General features: G+C 73.5%; 11 protein-coding genes. 9 read left to right on the top strand and 2 right to left on the bottom strand.

What is annotated here, in order from left to right; translation table 11 throughout:
- The first annotated feature begins 63 nt into the window (after positions 1-63).
- Genes ACH4RG_RS26190 through ACH4RG_RS26200 form a run of 3 tightly spaced genes read left to right on the top strand, consistent with a single transcriptional unit; the run spans position 64 to position 9163 of the window.
- Positions 64-7491 (top strand): amino acid adenylation domain-containing protein, encoded by a 7428-nt coding sequence (locus tag ACH4RG_RS26190; protein WP_398540342.1) that lies wholly within the window; start codon positions 64-66, stop codon positions 7489-7491.
- A gap of 5 nt (positions 7492-7496) precedes the next feature.
- Entirely contained in the window at positions 7497-7700 is a 204-nt protein-coding gene (locus ACH4RG_RS26195; RefSeq protein ID WP_398540343.1) for an MbtH family protein, read from the top strand.
- Positions 7697-9163: a DHA2 family efflux MFS transporter permease subunit gene (locus ACH4RG_RS26200; protein ID WP_397924712.1), complete on the top strand. Its 1467-nt coding sequence runs from the start codon at positions 7697-7699 to the stop codon at positions 9161-9163. The genes ACH4RG_RS26195 and ACH4RG_RS26200 overlap by 4 nt, the downstream gene beginning before the upstream one ends.
- Positions 9164-9254: 91 nt before the next feature.
- Here the strand turns inward: ACH4RG_RS26200 and fes are convergent, their stop codons facing one another.
- Positions 9255-10538, bottom strand: coding sequence for an enterochelin esterase (gene fes, locus ACH4RG_RS26205; RefSeq protein WP_398540344.1), 1284 nt, complete (start codon positions 10536-10538; stop codon positions 9255-9257).
- 14 nt (positions 10539-10552) lie between these two features.
- Positions 10553-12913: a Fe(3+)-hydroxamate ABC transporter permease FhuB gene (gene fhuB / locus ACH4RG_RS26210; RefSeq protein WP_398540345.1), complete on the bottom strand. Its 2361-nt coding sequence runs from the start codon at positions 12911-12913 to the stop codon at positions 10553-10555.
- 98 nt (positions 12914-13011) lie between these two features.
- Between fhuB and ACH4RG_RS26215 the strand changes: the two genes are divergently transcribed.
- The 6 genes from ACH4RG_RS26215 to rho all read left to right on the top strand — a co-directional run bounded on the left by ACH4RG_RS26215 (position 13012) and on the right by rho (position 19194).
- Positions 13012-13842: a 2,3-dihydro-2,3-dihydroxybenzoate dehydrogenase gene (locus ACH4RG_RS26215; protein WP_398163292.1), complete on the top strand. Its 831-nt coding sequence runs from the start codon at positions 13012-13014 to the stop codon at positions 13840-13842.
- Between the two features lie 90 nt (positions 13843-13932).
- Positions 13933-15138, top strand: a complete 1206-nt coding sequence (gene dhbC / locus ACH4RG_RS26220; RefSeq protein WP_398540346.1) for an isochorismate synthase DhbC — start codon at positions 13933-13935, stop codon at positions 15136-15138.
- Entirely contained in the window at positions 15135-16772 is a 1638-nt protein-coding gene (locus ACH4RG_RS26225; RefSeq protein ID WP_398540347.1) for a (2,3-dihydroxybenzoyl)adenylate synthase, read from the top strand. The genes dhbC and ACH4RG_RS26225 overlap by 4 nt, the downstream gene beginning before the upstream one ends.
- A gap of 28 nt (positions 16773-16800) precedes the next feature.
- Complete coding sequence (locus ACH4RG_RS26230) at positions 16801-17433, top strand: isochorismatase family protein (protein WP_397924700.1); 633 nt, start codon at positions 16801-16803, stop codon at positions 17431-17433.
- A gap of 5 nt (positions 17434-17438) precedes the next feature.
- The gene (locus tag ACH4RG_RS26235) at positions 17439-17669 is read left to right on the top strand and encodes a phosphopantetheine-binding protein (RefSeq protein WP_397924698.1); all 231 of its coding nucleotides are present in this window, start codon (positions 17439-17441) and stop codon (positions 17667-17669) included.
- Between the two features lie 385 nt (positions 17670-18054).
- Complete coding sequence (rho, locus tag ACH4RG_RS26240) at positions 18055-19194, top strand: transcription termination factor Rho (protein WP_398540348.1); 1140 nt, start codon at positions 18055-18057, stop codon at positions 19192-19194.
- The last annotated feature ends 35 nt before the right edge of the window (positions 19195-19229 follow it).

The following is a 19229-nucleotide window of genomic DNA, read 5'->3' on the forward strand; positions in this document are numbered from 1 at the left end:
CCTAAGTGTGCGCCGAGCCTGTTGGCCCGGTGTCCGTTGTCCTTCAGGGGAGTCGTCACACACATGCATGAGCGTCCGAACCGCCCGACCAGCTCTTCGGCAGCGCACTCCGGCGGCGCGCCCTCCCCCGGACTCCCCCTCCTGACCGCCCAGTCGGGCATCTACTACGCGCACCAGCTGGCCCCTCTCGGCACCGAGCTGAACACGGCGGACTGTGTGGAGATCGACGGGCCGCTGGACGAGGACCTGTTCGTGGAGGCGCTGAGACGGACGGTCGGTGAGGCGGAGACCCTTGCCCTGCGCGTGTCCGAGGCCGACGGCGTACCGGTGCAGCGGGTCGCACCCGCCGCCCGACCCGTGGTGCGGCGAATGGAGTTGACGGAGGACCGGGCCGAAGCGTGGATGCGGGAGGACCTGGCCCGGCCGGTGGACCTCGCCGCCGACGGCGCGCTGATGACGCAGGCCCTGATCCGGATCGGCGAGGGGCGCCACAGGTGGTACCAGCGCGTGCACCACATAGCCGTGGACGCCTACGCGCTGTCCCTCATCGGGCAGCGCGTCGCCGAGCTCTACCGGGCCCTGGTGGCCGGACACCCGCTGCCCGAGAGCCGGTTCGCCCCCCTGAGCGAGCTGACCGAGCAGGAGGCCGCCTATCTGGCCGGGGAGGAGTACGCGGCGGACCGGGCCTTCTGGGCCGCGCGCACGGCGGGCTCGTCCGTCACCGCGCTCCCCCGCTCCCCCGGCCCCTCGGACACACCGGGCGACGGCCCGCTCCACCGGACCACCGACCTCCCCGCCGAGACCCTGCAGCGCATGTCCGGGGCGGCGCGCGTGGCGAAGGCGACGTGGGCCGAGCTGGTCGTGGCCGCGACCGCCGGTCATCTGCACCGGCTCACCGGTGCCGAGGACATCGTTCTGGGCCTGCCGTTGACCAACCGGCGGGGGCCCTCGGCCCTGCGGACCCCGGCCATGACCGTGAACGTGCTGCCGCTGCGGATCAGCGTGCGCCCGGGCGACACCGGAGCCGAACTGCTGCGCCGTGTGGTGCTGGAGATCCGCGAGGTCCGCCGACACCAGCGCTATCCGCAGGCCGACCTGCGTCGCGACCTGGCCCTGGAGTCGGCCGACGTCCCGCTGACCGGCCCGATGGTCAACGTCAGGCCGTTCGACGGCGAGCTGGACTTCGCCGGGGCCACGGGCACCGTGCGCAATCTCGCCGCCGGACCGGTGGAAGGTCTCGCGGTCGGCGCGGCCCCCGGCCCGGGCGGCGGCCTGCGGCTCACCCTGGACGCCGACCCCGCGGCGTACGGGCCGGAGGACCTCTCCGCCCACGAGGACACCTGGCTGCACTATCTGGACGGCCTGACCGAACTGCTGCTGACCGACCCGGAACGCCCGATCGGCACCCTGGACCTACTCACCGGCGACCAGGTGCGCGAGGCCGTGACATACGGCCGCTCCGAGCCCGCCGCCCCGCTCGCCCTTCCCCGGTCGTTCACCGCACAGGCGGCCCGGACACCCGACGCCGTCGCCGTGCGCTCCACGGTGGCGGGCACCTTCCGGGGGGCGATATCCGATACGGATACATCTGCGGGCACATCTGCGGGCACGGCCACGAGCACAGACACGGCCGCCGGGCCCGGTGCCCGGCTCACCTTCGCCGAGCTGGACGCCGCCTCCGACCGACTGGCCCACCTGCTGGCCGGCATCGGCGCCCGCGCCGCGGGCGAAGGGGGGCGCGGCACCGTGGCGCTGGCGCTGCCCCGGACCGCCGACATGGTCGTCGCGCTACTGGCCGTGCTCAAGGCGGGGCTGGTCTGCCAGCCGCTGGACCTCGGCCACCCCGCCGCCCGGACCCTGGCCGTCCTGGAGGACGCGCGGCCGCTGTGCGTGATCGGCACGGCCGCGACGCTCGCCTCGCTGCCCGGCCACGGGCTGCCGTACGTCGCGCTCGACGCTCCCGCCACGGCCGACGCCCTCGCCAGCTGCCCCGAGGGACCGCTGCGCACCGGGCCGTCGCTCGCGGACCCCGCTTACCTCATCCACACCTCCGGTTCCACGGGCCGCCCCAAGGGCGTCCTCGTCGGTCACGCCTCCCTCGCCAACCTCTGCGCCGGGCACGGCACGGATCACATCGCCCCGGCCGTCGCCCGGACCGGCCGGGACCGCCTCCGGGTCGCGCACAGCGCCTCGTTCGCCTTCGACGCGTCCTGGGACCCGCTGCTGTGGATGGTCCACGGGCACGAGCTGCACCTGCTGGACGACGCCCTCTACCGGGATCCCGCGGCGCTCACCGCGTACGTCGGCGCGCACCTGGTCGACTGTCTCGACGTCACTCCCTCCTACGCCGAAGCGCTCATCGCCGAGGGCCTGCTGGACGAGGGTCGCCACCACCCGGCCCATCTGGTGGTCGGCGGGGAGGCCGTACCCGCGCCCCTGTGGGAGCGGCTGACCCAGGCCAAGGCCGTGCATCCGGTCAACCTCTACGGCCCGACCGAGACGACCGTCGACGCCTACTACTGGCTGCCCGGAACCTCGGCCGTCCGGTCGGACGGCCGCCCCGTGCGCGGCTCACGCGTCTACGTCCTGGACTCCTCCCTCCGTCCCGTGCCCGCCGGCGTGACGGGTGAGCTGTACGTCGCGGGGGCCTGCCTGGCCCTCGGCTACCTGGGCCGCCCCGACCTGACGGCCGAGCGGTTCGTCGCCGACCCGTTCGGCGCGCCGAACGGCGCTCCCGGGGGCCGGATGTACCGCACCGGGGACCTGGTCCGCCGCCGCGAGGACCACACGTTGGAGTTCCTGGGGCGCAGCGACGACCAGGTGAAGATCCGCGGCTTCCGGATCGAACTCGGTGAGATCCAGGCCCGGCTGGCCGCGCACCCACGAGTCGCGGCGGCCGCGGTCGTCGCGCGCGATACCGGTCACGGCAAGCGGCTGCTGGCCTACGCGGTCCCGGTGAAGGAGGGGAACGTCCTTCCGGCGCGGCCCGAGGGCGCCGCCCCGGCCGCCGACTCGGCGCCGCCCACCCCCGCCGAACTCCACCAGCACTTGGCCGCCGCACTGCCCGGACACATGGTCCCCGCGACCGTGACGCTCCTGGAGGCGCTGCCCCGCACCGCCAACGACAAGCTCGACCACCGCGCCCTGCCCGACCCCGAACCGCTCTCCATCGCGGGAGGCGGCCCGGACAGCACCGTCGGCGGGCCGCACACCGAGATCGTGCGCGGGCTCTTCGCCGATGTGCTCGGTATCGCCGAACCCCCTGCCGCCGACGCGGGCTTCCTCGACCTCGGCGGGCACTCCCTGCTCGCCGCCCGGCTGGCCGCCCGCCTCCGGGAGCACTTCGGCGTGCCGATGGGCATCGCCGACGTGTTCCGCCACACCACGCCCGCCGCTCTGGCGGCACTGGTCCGCACCCGTGGCGGCGCGGCCATCGCGTCCGTCCCGCTCTCCCCCGTGCCGCGCACCGGTCCCCTCCCCCTGTCCCCGGCCCAGCAGCGGCTGTGGTTCCTCGACCGCCTCGAAGGCCCCAGCCCCACCTACAACATCCCGCTCGTCCTGAACGTCGACGGTCCGGTCGACCGGGACGCGCTCCAGCTCGCCCTGTACGACCTGGCGGAGCGTCACGAGACACTACGGACGGTATACCCGCCCACTGGCAACGCCACCGCCGGCGCCCTCGACGGCGTGGGCTCGGGCGCCTCGGACTGCGTCCCCCACCAGCGGATCCTCGCCGCCGACGACCCGGCCGCCCGCCCGGTGCTGCACCTGGCGGAGCCGGGCAGCGATCTCACCGAGGCCGTGCGCCACCGCTTCGACCTCGCCACCGAACCGCCTCTGCGCACGGTCCTGTTCAGCGCGTCGCCCGACCGCCACACCCTGCTTCTCCTGCTGCACCACATTGCGGGTGACGGAGCCTCCACCACTCCCCTCGCGCAGGACCTGGCCGCCGCCTACACCGCCCGCGCCGAGGGCCGCGCACCGCACTTCACGCCGCTGAGCGGCCAGTACGTGGACCACGCGGCCCGGCTCCAGCGGCTCCTGGGCACCCCCTCCGAGCCGACCCCGCTCGCCGAGACCCAGCTCGCGCACTGGCGCGACGCGCTCGCCGGGCTACCGGACCAGCTGGAGCTGCCCACCGACCGGCCCCGGCCGCCCGTGGCCACCTCGGCGGGCGACACCGTGCCCTTCGCCCTGGACGCCACCGCGCACGAGGCGCTGCGCCGGCTCGCACGGGTGCACGGGGCGACCGTGTTCATGACCGTGCAGGCGGGACTCGCGGCCCTGCTGACCCGGCACGGCTGCGGCACCGACATCCCCATCGGCACCCCCGTGGCGGGCCGCGACGACGATGCCACGGCCGGGCTGGTCGGCTTCTTCACCAACACCGTGGTCCTGCGCACCGACACCTCCGGCGATCCCTCCTTCGGCGATCTGCTGGACCGGGTGCGGGCGGCCACGCTCGCCGCGTACGAGCACGACGCCCTGCCCTTCGACCACCTCGTCGAGGCGCTGAACCCGCCGCGTTCGCTGGCCCGGCATCCGCTGTTCCAGACCATGCTGGCTTGGCAGTCACTCGCGGACGGGCCCGTCTCCCTCGGTCCCGACACCACGGCGCGGCTGACCGCCGTCCCGTCCGGCACCGCCAAGTTCGACCTGACCCTGAACGCGGGAGAACTGCCCGGCGGCGGTATCGGGGGCTTTCTGGAGTTCCGCACCGACCTCTTCGACCGATCGACCGCCCAGGCCCTCGCGGACCGGCTGTCCCGGCTCCTCACCGCGGCGGCCGAGCGGCCCGGGACCCCGGTCGGCCTGCTGCCGGTCCTCGACGGGGCCGGAATCCACCGTGCCGTGGTCGAGGCCAACGGCTTCGACCACGACCGGCCGGTGCCGCTCACACTGGCCGAGGTCTACGAGGTGGCGGCGCGCCGGCACCCGGATCGCACAGCGGTGAGCTGCGAGGGCGCGTCGCTGACGTACGCCGAACTGTCCTCCAGGGCCCGGTCCCTGGCACGGCTGCTGGCCGGCCGGGGGATCGGTCCCGGTTCGATCGTGGCGCTCGCGCTGCCGCGCTCCACGGACCTGGTGGCCGGGCTGCTCGCGGTGTCGCTGGCGGGGGCCGCGTATCTGCCGATGGACCCGGACTACCCGGCGGACCGGCTCGCGTACATGCTGGACGACGCCCGTCCGGCGGCGCTGGTGACGGACGCCGCGACGGCCGGGCGGCTGCCCGCGCACGGCCTGCCGCTGATCACGGTCGACGAGGCCGCCGGTTTCCCGGACGGACCCCTCGGCCAGGCCGACCGCACCCGGCCGCTGAGCCCCGGGGACCCGGCGTACGTCATCTACACCTCCGGGTCCACCGGCCGCCCGAAGGGAGTCGTGGTCACCCAGCACAACGTGACGCGGCTGCTGACGGCGACCGAGCACTGGTTCTCGTTCGGGCCGGACGACGTGTGGACGCTGTTCCACTCCTACGCGTTCGACTTCTCGGTGTGGGAGCTGTGGGGCGCGCTGCTGTACGGCGGCCGGGTCGTCGTCGTCCCGTACGCGACCAGCCGTGACCCGCACGCGTTCCTGCGGCTGCTGGCGGTCGAGCGGGTGACCGTCCTCAACCAGACGCCGTCCGCCTTCTACCAGCTGGCCGCCGCCGACCGGGAGGCTCCGGGACAGGAACTGGCTCTGCGGTACGTGGTGTTCGGCGGCGAGGCGCTGGAGCTGGGGCGGCTCGCGGACTGGTACACGCGCCACGCGGAGAACGCGCCGACGCTGGTCAACATGTACGGCATCACCGAGACGACGGTCCATGTCTCGTATCAGGCGCTGGACCGGGCGACCGCCGCGTCCGCGGTCTCCAGCACCATCGGCGTGAACATTCCCGACCTGCGCGTCTATGTGCTGGACGACCGGCTCCAGCCGGCGCCGCCGGGTGTGACCGGCGAGATGTACGTCGCCGGTGAGGGGGTGGCGCTCGGCTATCTGGGCCGCCCGGACCTGACGGCCGGGCGCTTCGTCGCCGACCCGTTCGCGCATCTCTTCGGGGAGAGCGGCAGGCGGATGTACCGCTCGGGCGACCTTGCCCGACGGCGCGTGGACGGCACGCTGGAGTACTTCGGCCGGGGCGACCAGCAGGTCAAGATCCGCGGGTTCCGCATCGAACTCGGTGAGGTCGAGGCGGTGCTGGCCGCGCATCCGGAGGTCGCGGACGTAGCGGTCGTGGTCCGCGAGGACATGCCCGGCGACAAGCGACTGGTCGGCTACGTCGTCCCCGCGCCCGGCTGCGACCCGGTACCGGCGGCCCTGCGCGAGCACGCCGCCGCCACGCTGCCGGTGCACATGGCGCCCTCGGCGGTGGTGGTCCTGGAGCGGCTGCCGCTGACCGGCAACGGCAAGCTGGACCGCAAGGCGCTGCCCGCGCCGGGCGCTCCGGTGGGCGCCGGTGGACGCGCGCCGCGCACGGTGCGCGAGGAGCAGCTCTGCGCGGTCTTCGCGGAGGTGCTGGGGCTGCCGTCCGCCGGGGTGGAGGACAACTTCTTCGACCTGGGCGGCCATTCGCTGCTCGCGGTGCGCCTAGCCGGTCGGATCAGGTCGGCGTTCGGCATCGAGGTGTCGATCGGCACGGTGTTCCAGGCCCCGACGCCCGCCGCGCTGGACGCGGCGCTGGACGTCTCGCGCGAGGAGGACCCGCTCGACGTGCTGCTGCCGCTGCGGCCCGCCCGTCCCGGCGACCGCGCGCCGGTCCACTGTGTGCACCCGGCGGGCGGTCTGAGCTGGTGCTACGCGGGCCTGATCCGCCACCTGCCGGCCGATGTGCCGATCTACGGGCTCCAGGCGCAGGGGGTCGGCGGGGCGACGGCGGACGATCCGCTGCCGACCACGCTGGAGGAGCTGGCCGCGCACTACGCCTCCCGGATCCGCGAGGTCCAGCCGGAGGGCCCGTACCGACTGCTCGGCTGGTCGACCGGCGGCATCATCGCGCACGCGATCGCGGCGGTCCTCCAGGAGGCGGGGCAGGAGGTGGAGCTGCTGGCGATCCTGGACGCGTACCCCGCCGAGGGCTTCCGCGGCCTGCCGGTTCCCGACCGGGCCGAGGCCCTCGAATCGCTGCTCACCATGGGCGGCTACGGCCCCGAGAGCCTCGGCGACAAGGAACTGAACACGGCGAACGTCGTAGAGGTGCTGCGCCGTGAGGGCTCCCCGCTGGCCATGCTGTCCGCCGCGAGGATCGAGGCGCTCGGCGAGGTGTACCTCAACACCAACGACCTCGTACGGGCTTACGACCACCGGGTGTTCCGGGGCGATGTGCTCTTCTTCCGGGCCACGGTGGACACCATCGACGACACCCTGACGCCGGACACCTGGGCCCCGTACGTGAGCGGGTGCGTCGACAACACGAACGTCGCCTGCTCCCACAAGGACATGACCCTGCCCGAGCCGATCGCGCACATCGCACGCGTGGTCGCCGCCCGACTGACCGAGCTGGAGAAGTGACACCGATGAGCGACGCATCCGCCAACCCCTTCGACGCGGACGGGGAGTTCTTCGTCCTGACCAACGCGGAGGGGCAGCACTCGCTGTGGCCGCTGTTCGCCGCGGTGCCCGAGGGCTGGTCGACGGCTCACGGCCCGTGCGCACGCCAGGACGCGCTGGACTGGATCACCGCGCACTGGGCCGGTCCCGCCCCCGTCTCCGCGCGGTGAGCGGGCTGCTGATCCGGCCCCGGATACGTCCCCGGGTCGCGGTCGTCCTCGTCTACACGGCCGCGATGTGCATGAACGGCCTGGACTCGACGATCGTGAACCCGGCGCTCTACACGATCGCGGGTGACTTCGGGCGTCCGCTGTCGGCGGCGAACACCGTGGAGACGGCCTTCCTGGTCGCGCTCGCGGTGGGGCTGCCGGTGGCGGGGTGGCTGGGTGACCGGTTCGGGACGAAGCGCGTGTTCCTCGGCGCGCTGACCGCGTTCACGATCGCTTCGGCCGTCTGCGGTCTCGCCCCCGATCTGACGACGCTGGTGGTGGCGCGGGCTGTGCAGGGCCTGGCGGGCGGGTTGTTGACGCCGGTCGGGATGACGCTGCTGTTCCGGGCGTTCCCGCCGCACGAGCGGATGAAGCTGGCCAGGGTGCTGATCGTGCCGACGGCGCTGATGCCGGCGCTCGGTCCGCCGCTGGGCGGCCTGCTCACCGAACACCTCTCCTGGCACTGGCTGTTCTTCGTGAACGTGCCCATCGGGGCGGCCGCCGTACTGCTGGGCGTCCTCGGTCTGCGTGAGCATGTGGAGGGCCCTGAGGGCGCTTTCGACACGGTGGGCTTCTGGCTGGCCACTCCGGCGCTGGGGCTGCTGACGTACGCGCTCGGCTTTGGCCCCTCGCAGGGCTGGACCCGGCCGGCCGTCGCCGTGAGCGCGGCCCTGGGGTCCGTCCTGTTGGTGGCCGCCGTCCTGCACCAGGTGCGTGCGGGGACACCGTTGCTGAGACTGCGGCTGCTCGCCGACCGGGTGTACGGGTCGGCCGCCGCGCTGGCCGGGGTGACGGCCGCCGGGCTGATGGGCGTGCTGTTCGTCTTCCCGCTGCTCTACCAGGCGAGCCTGGGGGCGTCGGCGCTGGATGCCGGACTGAGCGTGTTCCCGGAGGCGGTCGGGCTGATGCTCGCCTCGCAGGTGGTGGACCGGCTGCTGCCGCGGCTCGGCCCCCGGCTGCTGACCGTGCCGGCGCTGGTGGTGGCCGCCGCGGTCTTCGCGACGCTCGCCGTGCCCGGAGTAGCGGAGAACGCGTGGAGCGTGCGCGGGCTGATGTTCCTGATCGGCCTGGTGCTCGGCACGGCGGTGCTGACCGTGCAGATCTCCGGGTTCGAGTCGATCGCGCCGCCCGACCTGGGGCAGGCGATGGGCCTGTTCCAGATCGTCCGCACGCTGGGCGGCGCGGTGGGCATCGCCGCATGTGCGGCGGTGATCGGCGGCGGTCATGCGACGGAGGCCGTGGATCCGGACCCGTACCGTACGGCGGTCTGGGTGACGGCGGCGCTCGTCGCGGCCGGGGCGCTGATCGCGCTGCGGCTGCCCCGCGAGGCCCCGCAGCCGCCGCCGTTCGACGAGGAGGAGGAGGGGCGGCCCGGACCCGGCGAGGGCCTGGCGGCGACCGAGTCTCCGGCCGTCAGAAGGTGAGAGCCCGAGGAGAGTAAGGGGCGGGGCGGCACCCGGAGGGGGGTGCTGCCCCGCCCCCTTGCCTGTCGGGGCAGCGGCGCGGTGGAACCGCTCAGCGACCGCCGAGCAGCTCCGCCAGGCCGTCCGCGAGACCGCCTCGCCAGCAGGCGTAGTCGTGGCCACCGTTGAACTCCCGGTAGCGGACGTCGTATCCGCGGGCGCGCAGCACGTTGCGGAGTCTGCGATTCTCCGCCAGGAGCATCCATTCCTGGAGGCCGACCTCCAGGTGGAGCGTCACCGGTCTGCGTTCCGCCCGGGCGTACTGCCCGGTGAGCCATTCGCTGCCGCGTTCGTCGTCGGGAAACCAGAAGGAGCCGGACTGGGAGAGCGCGAGGCCGAAGCGGTCGGGGCGTCGGAAGGAGGCGAAAGCGGCGGTGAGGCCGCCCGCGCTCTGTCCGGCGACGACGGTCCGTGCGGCGTCGGCCCCGGCCCCGTACTCCCGTCCGGCCCAGGGCAGCAGGATGTCGGCCAGCCAGTCGACGAACGGCGCGCTGCAGGCCAGGTCCTCCATGCGCCGGCCCATGGTGTCGACCAGGACCGTCACGGTGGGGGGCAGGTCCCCGTCGGCGTGCAGGTTGTCGAGGATGTCGCCGACGCCGAGCACCGAGCCCCACATCTCGCCGTCGAGGAGGACGGCGAGGGCGTAGGGGCCGCCGTCCGGGCGGTGGCCGGGCGGCAGGTGGACCGTGAGCCGGCGGCCGTCCACCTCGGCGTCATGCGTCCGCCCCCGGACCACGTCGTCGCGCCGCCCGATACGTGACTGGACGGGGGCTTCGGGAAGTTCGAGTACGGAGGCGGGGTTGCGGCCGTCCCGGGAGGGCAGCGGGGCACGGCCGTTGAGCGGGTCGGGTTCGGCGTGGTCGAGGACCTGGAGCCAGGCGGCCCGGTCGGCGCGCAGCGCGTCCTCGCGGGTTCCGTCGGTGGCGTGGAACTGGTACGAGGCACGGTGGTCGGCCCGCAGCCGGTGGCTGATCGCCCAGACGCCGGTGCCTGCGACGCGTTCCATCAGGTGCGGGGCGAGGTCGCCCGCGTGCCGGTCCTTGTCGGTGACCGTGTGGACGAGGGCCAGGACATGGGTGGCGGGGCGCTCGGGGTCCTCACGGCGGACGAAGGTGACGAGCCGGTGGCCGGGGTCGCCCTCGGGGTCGGGCTCGACGAGCGGGGCGCCGGTGGCGCTCACGTACCGCCAGAACGCCTCCTCGGCGTCGGGGCCGCCCGTGGTCAGGTTCTCGACGAGCGTGCGCAGGAGGGGACTTCGCACGGTGTGCGCCTCGGTTCCGGTCGGTCCCGCGAGTGCGGGAGGGGCGGGCTGGTTGCGGTGCTGTGGGCTGGTCATGTGCGGGCCTCCTTTCAGACGCGGGTGGCGGCGGAGCGGCCGAGGAGCACCCACAGCAGGAACGGGCCGCCCAGGACGGTGGTGACGATGCCGACGGGGAGTTCGACTCCGTCGAAGGCGATGCGGCCGAGGGTGTCGGCGGCGACCACGAGGACGGCTCCGGTGAGCATCGAGCCGACGAGCGGTACGCGCAGGGGGCCGGCGAGCCGGGAGGCGATGACCGGGGAGGCCAGCGCCACGAAGCCGACGGGGCCGCAGATGCCGACCGCGAGGCCCGCGAGCGCGACGGCCAGCAGCAGCGAGAGGGCCCGGACCCGGCCGGGGGCGGAGCCGAGCGAGGAGGCGGTCGCGTCGTCGAAGCGCAGGACGCCGAGATGGCGGGCGACGACGAGGGCGACCGGGACCAACAGCGCGAGGCCGATGAGGACGGGGACGGCGACGGAGTAGCTGCGTCCGTTGAGGCTCCCGGAGGTCCATACGTACAGCGAACTCGCGGAGGAGAGGGACCTGCGGGACAGGACGACCTGGGTGATCGCCGAGGCCAGCGCGGACATGGCGAGGCCGACGACGAGGACGCGGTAGCCGCGTTGGCCGAGGCCGCCGGAGACGGTGGTGACGACGATGACGGCGGCGAGTGCGCCGAGCGGTCCGGCCCACCAGGCGCCGAAGGAGCCGGTGGCGCTGAGGGTGACGGAGAGCAGGACGGCGGCGGTCGCCCCGTCGTTGACACCGAGGAGTTCGGGGGTGGCCAGGCGGTTGCGGGCCAGGGTCTGGGTGAGGCAGCCCGCGAGGCCGAGGGCGGCGCCCGCGGTGAGTCCGGCGACGATGCGGCCGAGCCGGAACTTCTGCACGAGCAGGACGTCGAAGCGGTCGCCCTGGCCGAGCACCGCGCGGAAGGTGCGGCCGACGCCCATGTCGCTCTGGCCCGCGTACGCGGAGAGGACGACGGCGAGCAGGAGGGCCCCGGTGAGGGCGAGGGCGGCGAGCGCGGCGCGCCGGGTGACGAGCAGGGACAGCGGTCCGCGCCGCAGGACGAGGGTGTCGGCCGGACGGACCCGGAGCGTCCTGGTCTTCGGTGTGCGGAGGGCGGGGCGGGGCAGGGCGATCCGGAAACGGCGGGGGCGGTCGGGGGCGCGCTCCTCGGTGGCCGGTTCCGTCATGCCCATCGAGGCCAGCTGCTTGGAGCGCACGATGGCGATGAGGACGGGGGCTCCGATGAGGGCGACGATGACGGAGACGGGCGCCTCGAAGGGCCGGGAGACCACGCGGGCGGCGATGTCGGAGACCGTGAGGACGCAGGCGCCGATGAGCCCGGCGAGCAGCAGCCGGGCCGCGAGCCGGGTGCCGGCCAGGGCGCGGGCGAGGAATCCGGCGAGCAGGCCGAGGAAGGAGATGGGGCCGGCGAGCGCAACGGCGGCGGCGGTCAGGAGGGTGACGCCCGCGGCGACGACCGTACGGATCACGGGTGGCCGGTGGCCGAGGCTGCGGGCCAGGTCGTCGCCGAGGGCGAGGGCGGAGAGCGGGCGGGCGACCAGGAGGGCGACGAGGAAGCCGAGGGCGAGCACCGGGGCGAGGCGGCCGAGTTCGCCGAAGCCCTCGACGCCGGCGAGGGAGCCGAGGACCCAGAAGCGGAATCTGTCGTAGGTCTCCGCGGAGTTGACGACGATGACGCTGGTGAGCCCGCCGAAGGTAGCGCCGAGGGCCGCTCCGGCCAGGACCAGACGCATGGGAGAGCCGCCGCCGCGTCTTCCGGAGATGAGGAGAACGAGGCCGCTGGCGACCACCGCGCCGACGAACGCGCAGACGAGGTAGGCGTAACCGGAATCGAAACCGAGGAGTGCGATGCCGGCGACGACGCCGAGTGAGGCGCCGGCGTTGACGCCGAGCAGTCCGGTCTCGGCCAGCGGGTTGCGGGTGACCGCCTGGAGGAGGCACCCGGCGACGCCCAGGGCCGCTCCGACGAGCAGCGCGGTGAAGGTACGTGGGAGGCGCAGGTCTCCGACGACGAGGGAGAGCCGGGCGTTGTCGCGCGCACCGTCCCGGCCCAGCAGGTAGTCGAGGACGCCGTCGGGGCCGACCTCGCCCGCGCCGATCGAGAGGGAGAGCGCCGCCAACAGCAGGACGGCGAGGGCCAGTCCGCCGACGGCCGCCGCCACGGTCCGCCCTCGCGGGTCGGCTGTGGAACGGGGGTCCCCGGTCACGGCGGCGGGTCGTCCGGTGTTCGAGGTCGTTTTGATCTCGGTTCCCCGGGATGCCGCCTCGCGTCCGGCGGGCACGGTCTCCACCGTCCGGCCGGTCTCGCCTCCATCCAACTGAACGGTCGAGGAGTCATGTTCGGGAGCCGAGGCCGTGGTCCCCATGTGCGGCGTATGCATAAGGTGAGGCTAGCCTAAGTAAACATCGACGACCCGACACGCCCGGGGTGGTCGATTTAATTAGGTTACCCTTACCTAACATTCGGAGGAGGTTGCTCATGCCCGAGCACATACCGGGCAGAAGCGGCGAGTTCATCGGCCGCACTGCTCTGGTCACCGGTGCCGCACAAGGCATCGGCGCGGCAGTCGCCGACCTGCTCGCCACCCTCGGCGCCCGCGTGGCCGCCACCGATCGCGCCCGGCCGGGCGTCGAGGCACCGGCCGCCGAGTGGGCCCTGACGCAGGAGAAACTGCCCGACGGCGAACGGTCGGGAGGCAGCCTGACCCCGTACGTGATGGACGTCACCGACCGCGGTTCGGTGGAGAGCACCGTGGCCCGGGTCGAGCGCCAACTCGGCCCGGTCGACGTCCTGGTGAACGTGGCGGGCATCCTGCGCACCGGCCCGGCCGCGGTGCTCTCCGCGCAGGACTGGGCGGAGACGTTCGCGGTGAACGCCACCGGCGTCTTCCACGTCTCCCAGGCCGTCGCCCCGCTCATGGCAGCCCGCGGATCCGGCGCGGTCGTCACCGTCGGCTCCAACGCAGCCGGCGTCCCCCGCACCGGCATGGCCGCCTACGCCGCTTCCAAGGCGGCCGCCGCCATGTTCACCAAATGCCTGGGGCTCGAACTCGCCCGCAGCGGCGTTCGCTGCAACGTCGTCGCACCCGGCTCCACCGATACGCCGATGCAACGCGCGCTGTGGGCCGGTCCGGGGGCCGAACAGCGCGTCATCGACGGGGACCCATCGACCTACCGCACCGGCATCCCGCTCGGCCGGATCGCCGACCCCGGGGACATCGCGGAGACCGTGGCCTTCCTCGCCTCGGACCGTGCCCGCCACATCACCATGCAGGAGCTGTACGTCGACGGCGGCGCGACCCTGCGCTGACCGGCCCGACCGCCCCTCGCCCTTTCCCTCACCTCCCGTCCAGCGCCCGCATCCGGCCCCGCTGACGGGACCATCGAGAATGGAGTCCCCGTGTCGACGGCATCCCAGGTCGCCACGCCCACCGCCCCGGCCGATCCGGCCCATCCGGCCGTAGGAGCGGCCACTTCGCTGCTGGACGCCTACGCACCGGGCGACCGCTTTCTCGCCACCCCCGGACGCACCCTGCTCGCACGGGGCCCTGGACGCCACGTCCCCCATGACGGGAGACCGTTGACGGCGCGGGTGGGCGCCACGCTCGCCGCGGCGGTCGCCGCCGGTCAGGAATCGCCGGTGGTCATGGGCGCCATCCCCTTCGACCACGCCGCCCCGGCCGCCCTGAGCGTCCCGGAGTCGGTGCGGTGCGCGCCGCCGCTCACCTCCGACCCGCTCATCGCCCTGCCCGCGGGCGCGCCCGCCGCGGGCGACTGGCGGATACGCCCGGTGCCCGAACCGGAGATCTACGGCAAGGGCGTCGCAGCGGCCGTGGAGCGCATGTGGCGCGGTGAGTTCAGCAAGGTCGTGCTGGCCCGCACCCTCGAACTCACCTCCGAGGCCCCGCTCGACCTGCCCGCGATGCTCCAGCGCCTCGCCCGCCGCGACCCCTCCGGCTACACCTTCGCCCTGCCGACCGGCCCCGGGCGCACCCTCATCGGCGCCAGCCCCGAACTGCTCGTCTCCCGCCACGGCAAGCAGGTCGTCGCCAATCCGCTCGCCGGGTCGACCCCCCGCAGCGCCGACCTCGCCGAGGACGTGCGCCGGGCGGCCACCCTGCTGGAATCCGTCAAGGACCTCCACGAGCACGCCGTCGTCGTCGACGCCGTCCACCAGGCGCTCGCCCCGCACTGCACGGAGCTGACCGTCCCGGCCCGGCCGACCCTCGTCCGCACCGCCACCATGTGGCATCTGTCCACCACGGTCACCGGCACCCTCGCCTCCCCCGGCGCCTCGGCACTGGAGCTGGCCTGCGCGCTGCACCCGACACCCGCCGTCTGCGGCACACCGACGTCGACGGCCCGTCAGGTCATCGCGCAGACCGAACCGTTCGACCGCGGGTTCTTCACCGGCGTGGTCGGCTGGGGTGACGCCGAGGGCGACGGCGAGTGGGTCGTCACGATCCGCTGCGCCGACGCCGAGGAACGGACGCTGCGGCTGTACGCCGGAGCCGGAATCGTCGCCGCCTCCGAGCCCGAGGCGGAGGCCGCCGAGACGGCGGCCAAGTTCCGCACCTTCCTGAGCGCCGTGGGAGCCGAGCTGTGAGTACGGACGTGGTGCCCACCTGGCCCGCCGGGTTCGCGGAGAAGTACCGGGCGGCCGGCTGGTGGCGCGGGGAGACCTTCGGGGAGATGCTGAGGCAGCGCGCCGAGGACCACCCGGACCGGGTCGCCATCGTCGATCCCGCGGCGGGAAGCCGGTGGACGTACGCCGATCTCGACCGGCGCGCCGACCGGCTGGCGGCGGGGTTCCTCGCCCGCGACATCGCCAAGGGCGACAGGGTGGTGGTGCAACTCCCCAACATCGCCGAGTTCTTCGAGGTGATCTTCGCGCTGTTCCGGATCGGCGCGCTGCCCGTCTTCGCGCTGCCCGCGCACCGCGAGAGCGAGATCACCTACTTCTGCGAGTTCACCGAGGCGGTGGCGTACGTCATCGCGGCCGAGCACGGCGGCTACGACTACCGTGAGCTGGCGTCGAAGGCCCGCGCCAACGTGGACACCCTGCGTCATGTCTTCGTCGCCCAGGGGGACCCCGGCGAGTTCGAGGCGCTGGCCGAGGTCGCCGAGGAGCCGGTCGGCTACGGCGGACCGCACCCGGGCGACCTGGCCTTCCTTCAGCTCTCCGGCGGCAGCACCGGCGTACCGAAGCTGATCCCGCGCACCCACGACGACTACATCTACTCGCTTCGGGGATCCAACGAGGTCTGCGCCGTCGACGAACGGAGCGTGTACCTGTGCGTGCTGCCGGCGGCCCACAACTTCCCCCTGTCATCGCCCGGTTCGCTCGGCACGCTGTACGCCGGCGGCCGTGTGGTGCTGTGCCCGGGGCCCTCGCCCGAGGTGGCGTTCCCGCTGATCGAGCGTGAGGGCGTCACCATCACCGGGCTCGTGCCACCGCTGGCCCTGCTGTGGACGGAGGCCGCGCCGGGCACCGCGCACGACCTCGGCAGCCTGGACGTCCTGCTCGTCGGGGGTGCCAAGTTCAGCGAGGAGGCGGCCCGCCGGGTCCGTCCCGCTCTCGGCTGCACGCTCCAGCAGGTCTTCGGCATGGCCGAGGGGCTGGTCAACTACACCCGGCTGGACGACCCCGTCGAGACCATCGTCACCACGCAGGGGCGGCCCATCTCGCCCGACGACGAGATCCTCGTCGTCGACGACGACGATCAGGAGGTGCCCCCGGGCGGGACGGGTCATCTGCTGACCCGGGGGCCCTACACCATCCGCGGCTACTGGAACGCCCCCGAGCACAACGCCCGTTCCTTCACGGAGGACGGTTTCTACCGCACCGGCGACATCGTGCGGGTCGCCGACACCGGGCACATCGTCGTCGAGGGGCGGGCCAAGGACCAGATCAACCGGGGCGGCGAGAAGATCGCCGCCGAGGAGGTCGAGAACCACATCCTCGCCCACCCGGCCGTGCACGACGCCAACGTGGTGGCCGAGCCCGACCCGTATCTGGGCGAACGCGTCTGCGCCTACGTGATCCTGCGCTCGGGCGCGGGCCCGCTCAAGGCGGTGGCCGTCAAGCGGTTCGTACGCGAACGGGGCCTGGCCGCCTACAAGGTGCCGGACCGGGTCGAGTTCGTCGACGCCTTCCCGCAGACCGGCGTGGGCAAGGTCTCCAAGAAGGACCTGCGCAAGGCCGCGGCCCGCACCACTTCTCCCTCCCCGTCCCGCTGAACGACTCCCGAACGGAACCCTCTCCACCATGGCTCTGCCCGCCATCGCCCCCTACCCCATGCCGGCCGTCGGCGAACTGCCCGCCAACCGGGTCGACTGGACCGTCGATCCCGCGCGTGCGGTGCTCCTCGTCCACGACCTGCAGAACCACTTCCTGTCGGCCTACGACCGCCGGGCCGAACCGGTGCCCGACCTCCTCTCCCACGTGGCCGAGTTGAAGAAGAACGCGACGCGGCTCGGCGTGCCGGTCCTCTACACCGCGCAGCCCGGCGGCCAGAGCGCGGAGGAGCGCGGTCTCCAGCAGGACTTCTGGGGCCCCGGACTCCCGGCCGACGAGTACCTGGCTGCCATCGCGGACGAGGTCGCACCCGACGCGGGCGACACCGTGCTCACCAAGTGGAAGTACAGCGGTTTCGTCCGCACGGACCTGCTGGAGCGCCTGCGCGAGCAGGGCCGCGACCAGATCGTCATCACCGGCGTCTACGCCCACATCGGCGTGCTCATGACCGCGTGCGACGCCTGGATGCAGGACATTCAGGCGTTCGTGGTGGCCGACGCGGTGGCGGACTTCTCGGCCGAGGAACACGCGATGGCGTTGCGCTGGGCCGCGGGCAGATGTGCCGTCGTCACGACCGCCCGGACCGTCTTCGAAGGGAAGTGACCGCCATGGCGCTCACTCTCGAACAGCTCCGTGCCGATGTCGCCGATGTCCTGGGCGAGGACCCGGAGGAGATCCCCCTCGACGAGAACCTCGTCGACTACGGCCTCGACTCCGTCCGCCTCATGTCACTGGCCGCCGCCTGGCGCCGCGACCACGGCATCGAGGTGGACTTCGCCGACCTCGCCGAGCAGCCCGCGCTGGAGTCCTGGGCCCCGCTGCTGGGTGTGACCGGCTGACGCTGCTGCCCTGCCGCCGCCACCGAGGGTGGTGGGAACCCGAACACCGGAGTTCTCACCACCCTCGACGCGTGTCGGGCGCTCGCACGACACGCGCCCGACGGACGATCCGACGGATGTACCGACGGATGTTCCATCGCGCTCCCGGCGCACAGTGGTAGAGTGCGATGAGCACGCGTGTATGCCCCTTTTCGGCGGGCACCGGTGCTGATTCCTCTCCATCGCTGACGCGCCCGGCCTTTCCGACCGGCGATCCAGCTTCTTCCCAGCGTTTTCGCTGTCTCCCCGGCCCAGGGCTTCCCCGCCCCCGGTGCGTGGCGTGATGTCCACCGCCCCTCCGTGTGCCGGTCCCCTCATTCGCCTGTCCGCGAAAGGACCCACTCCCATGACCACCGCACTCGAACGCCCCGTGACCGGGGAGCAGCGCCCCGTCCGGGGCGCCGGCCTCCTCGACACCGTCGACGACGGCCACGGCATGCTCCGTGTACACGGCGGCCACCCCTCCCCCGGCGACATCCAGGTGTCGTCCGCCCTCATCCGCCGCCTCGGGCTGCGCAATGGCGACGCCGTCGAGGGCGGCTGCGACCGGCCCCGTGTCCTGTCCTCGGCAGACCGTGTGAACGGACTCGCCCCGGAGGACCTGCGGGGCCGTGCCCGCTTCCGCGATTTGACGCCGGTCCACCCCCGCGAGCGGCTGCGCCTGGAAACCCCGCGCGGCGGGCCCGCCCCGCGCGTCGTCGATCTCGTCTCCCCCGTCGGCAAGGGCCAGCGCGGCCTCATCGTCGCACCGCCCCGGACGGGCAAGACGGTGCTGTTGCAGCAGGTGGCCGCCTCCGTCGCCACCAACCATCCCGAGGCCCACCTCATGGTGGTGCTGCTCGACGAGCGGCCCGAGGAGGTCACCGACATGCGCCGCTCCGTACGCGGCGAGGTGTACGCGTCGACCTTCGACCGGCCCGCGCGGGAGCACATCGCCCTGGCCGAACTCGCCGTCGAACGCGGTCGGCGCCTCGTCGAGCAGGGCCGGGACGTGGTGATCCTGCTGGACTCCCTCACCCGGCTGTGCCGGGCCCACAACAACGCGGCCCGCGCGGGCGGCCGGACCCTCAGTGGTGGCGTCGACGCAGCGGCCCTGGCCGGCCCCAAGAAGCTGTTCGGCGCGGCCCGTTGTGCCGAGGAGGGCGGTTCGCTGACCATCCTGGCGACGGCCCTCGTGGAGACGGGTTCGCGGGCCGACGACTTCTTCTTCGAGGAGCTGAAGGGCACCGGCAACATGGAGCTGCACCTGGACCGCTCCGCCGCCGAAGCGCGGATCTTCCCGGCCGTCGACGTCACCCGCTCCGGCACCCGCCGCGAGGAACTGCTCTATTGCCAGGGCGAGTTGGCCGCCGTGAGGGCCCTGCGTCGCGCCCTGAGCACGCGGGACGGCCAGGGCGCCCTTCAGGTGCTGCTCGACAGGGTCCGGCGCACCCCGGACAACGCGGCCTTCCTGCGGCAGGTGCGGCCGACGGTGCCGGGCGCCTGAGCGCCGGGCACCGGTCGGCGTGCCGGATGCCGGAT

The sequence above is a fragment of the Streptomyces sp. NPDC021019 genome (genome assembly GCF_044333295.1).
GTDB lineage: Bacteria > Actinomycetota > Actinomycetes > Streptomycetales > Streptomycetaceae > Streptomyces.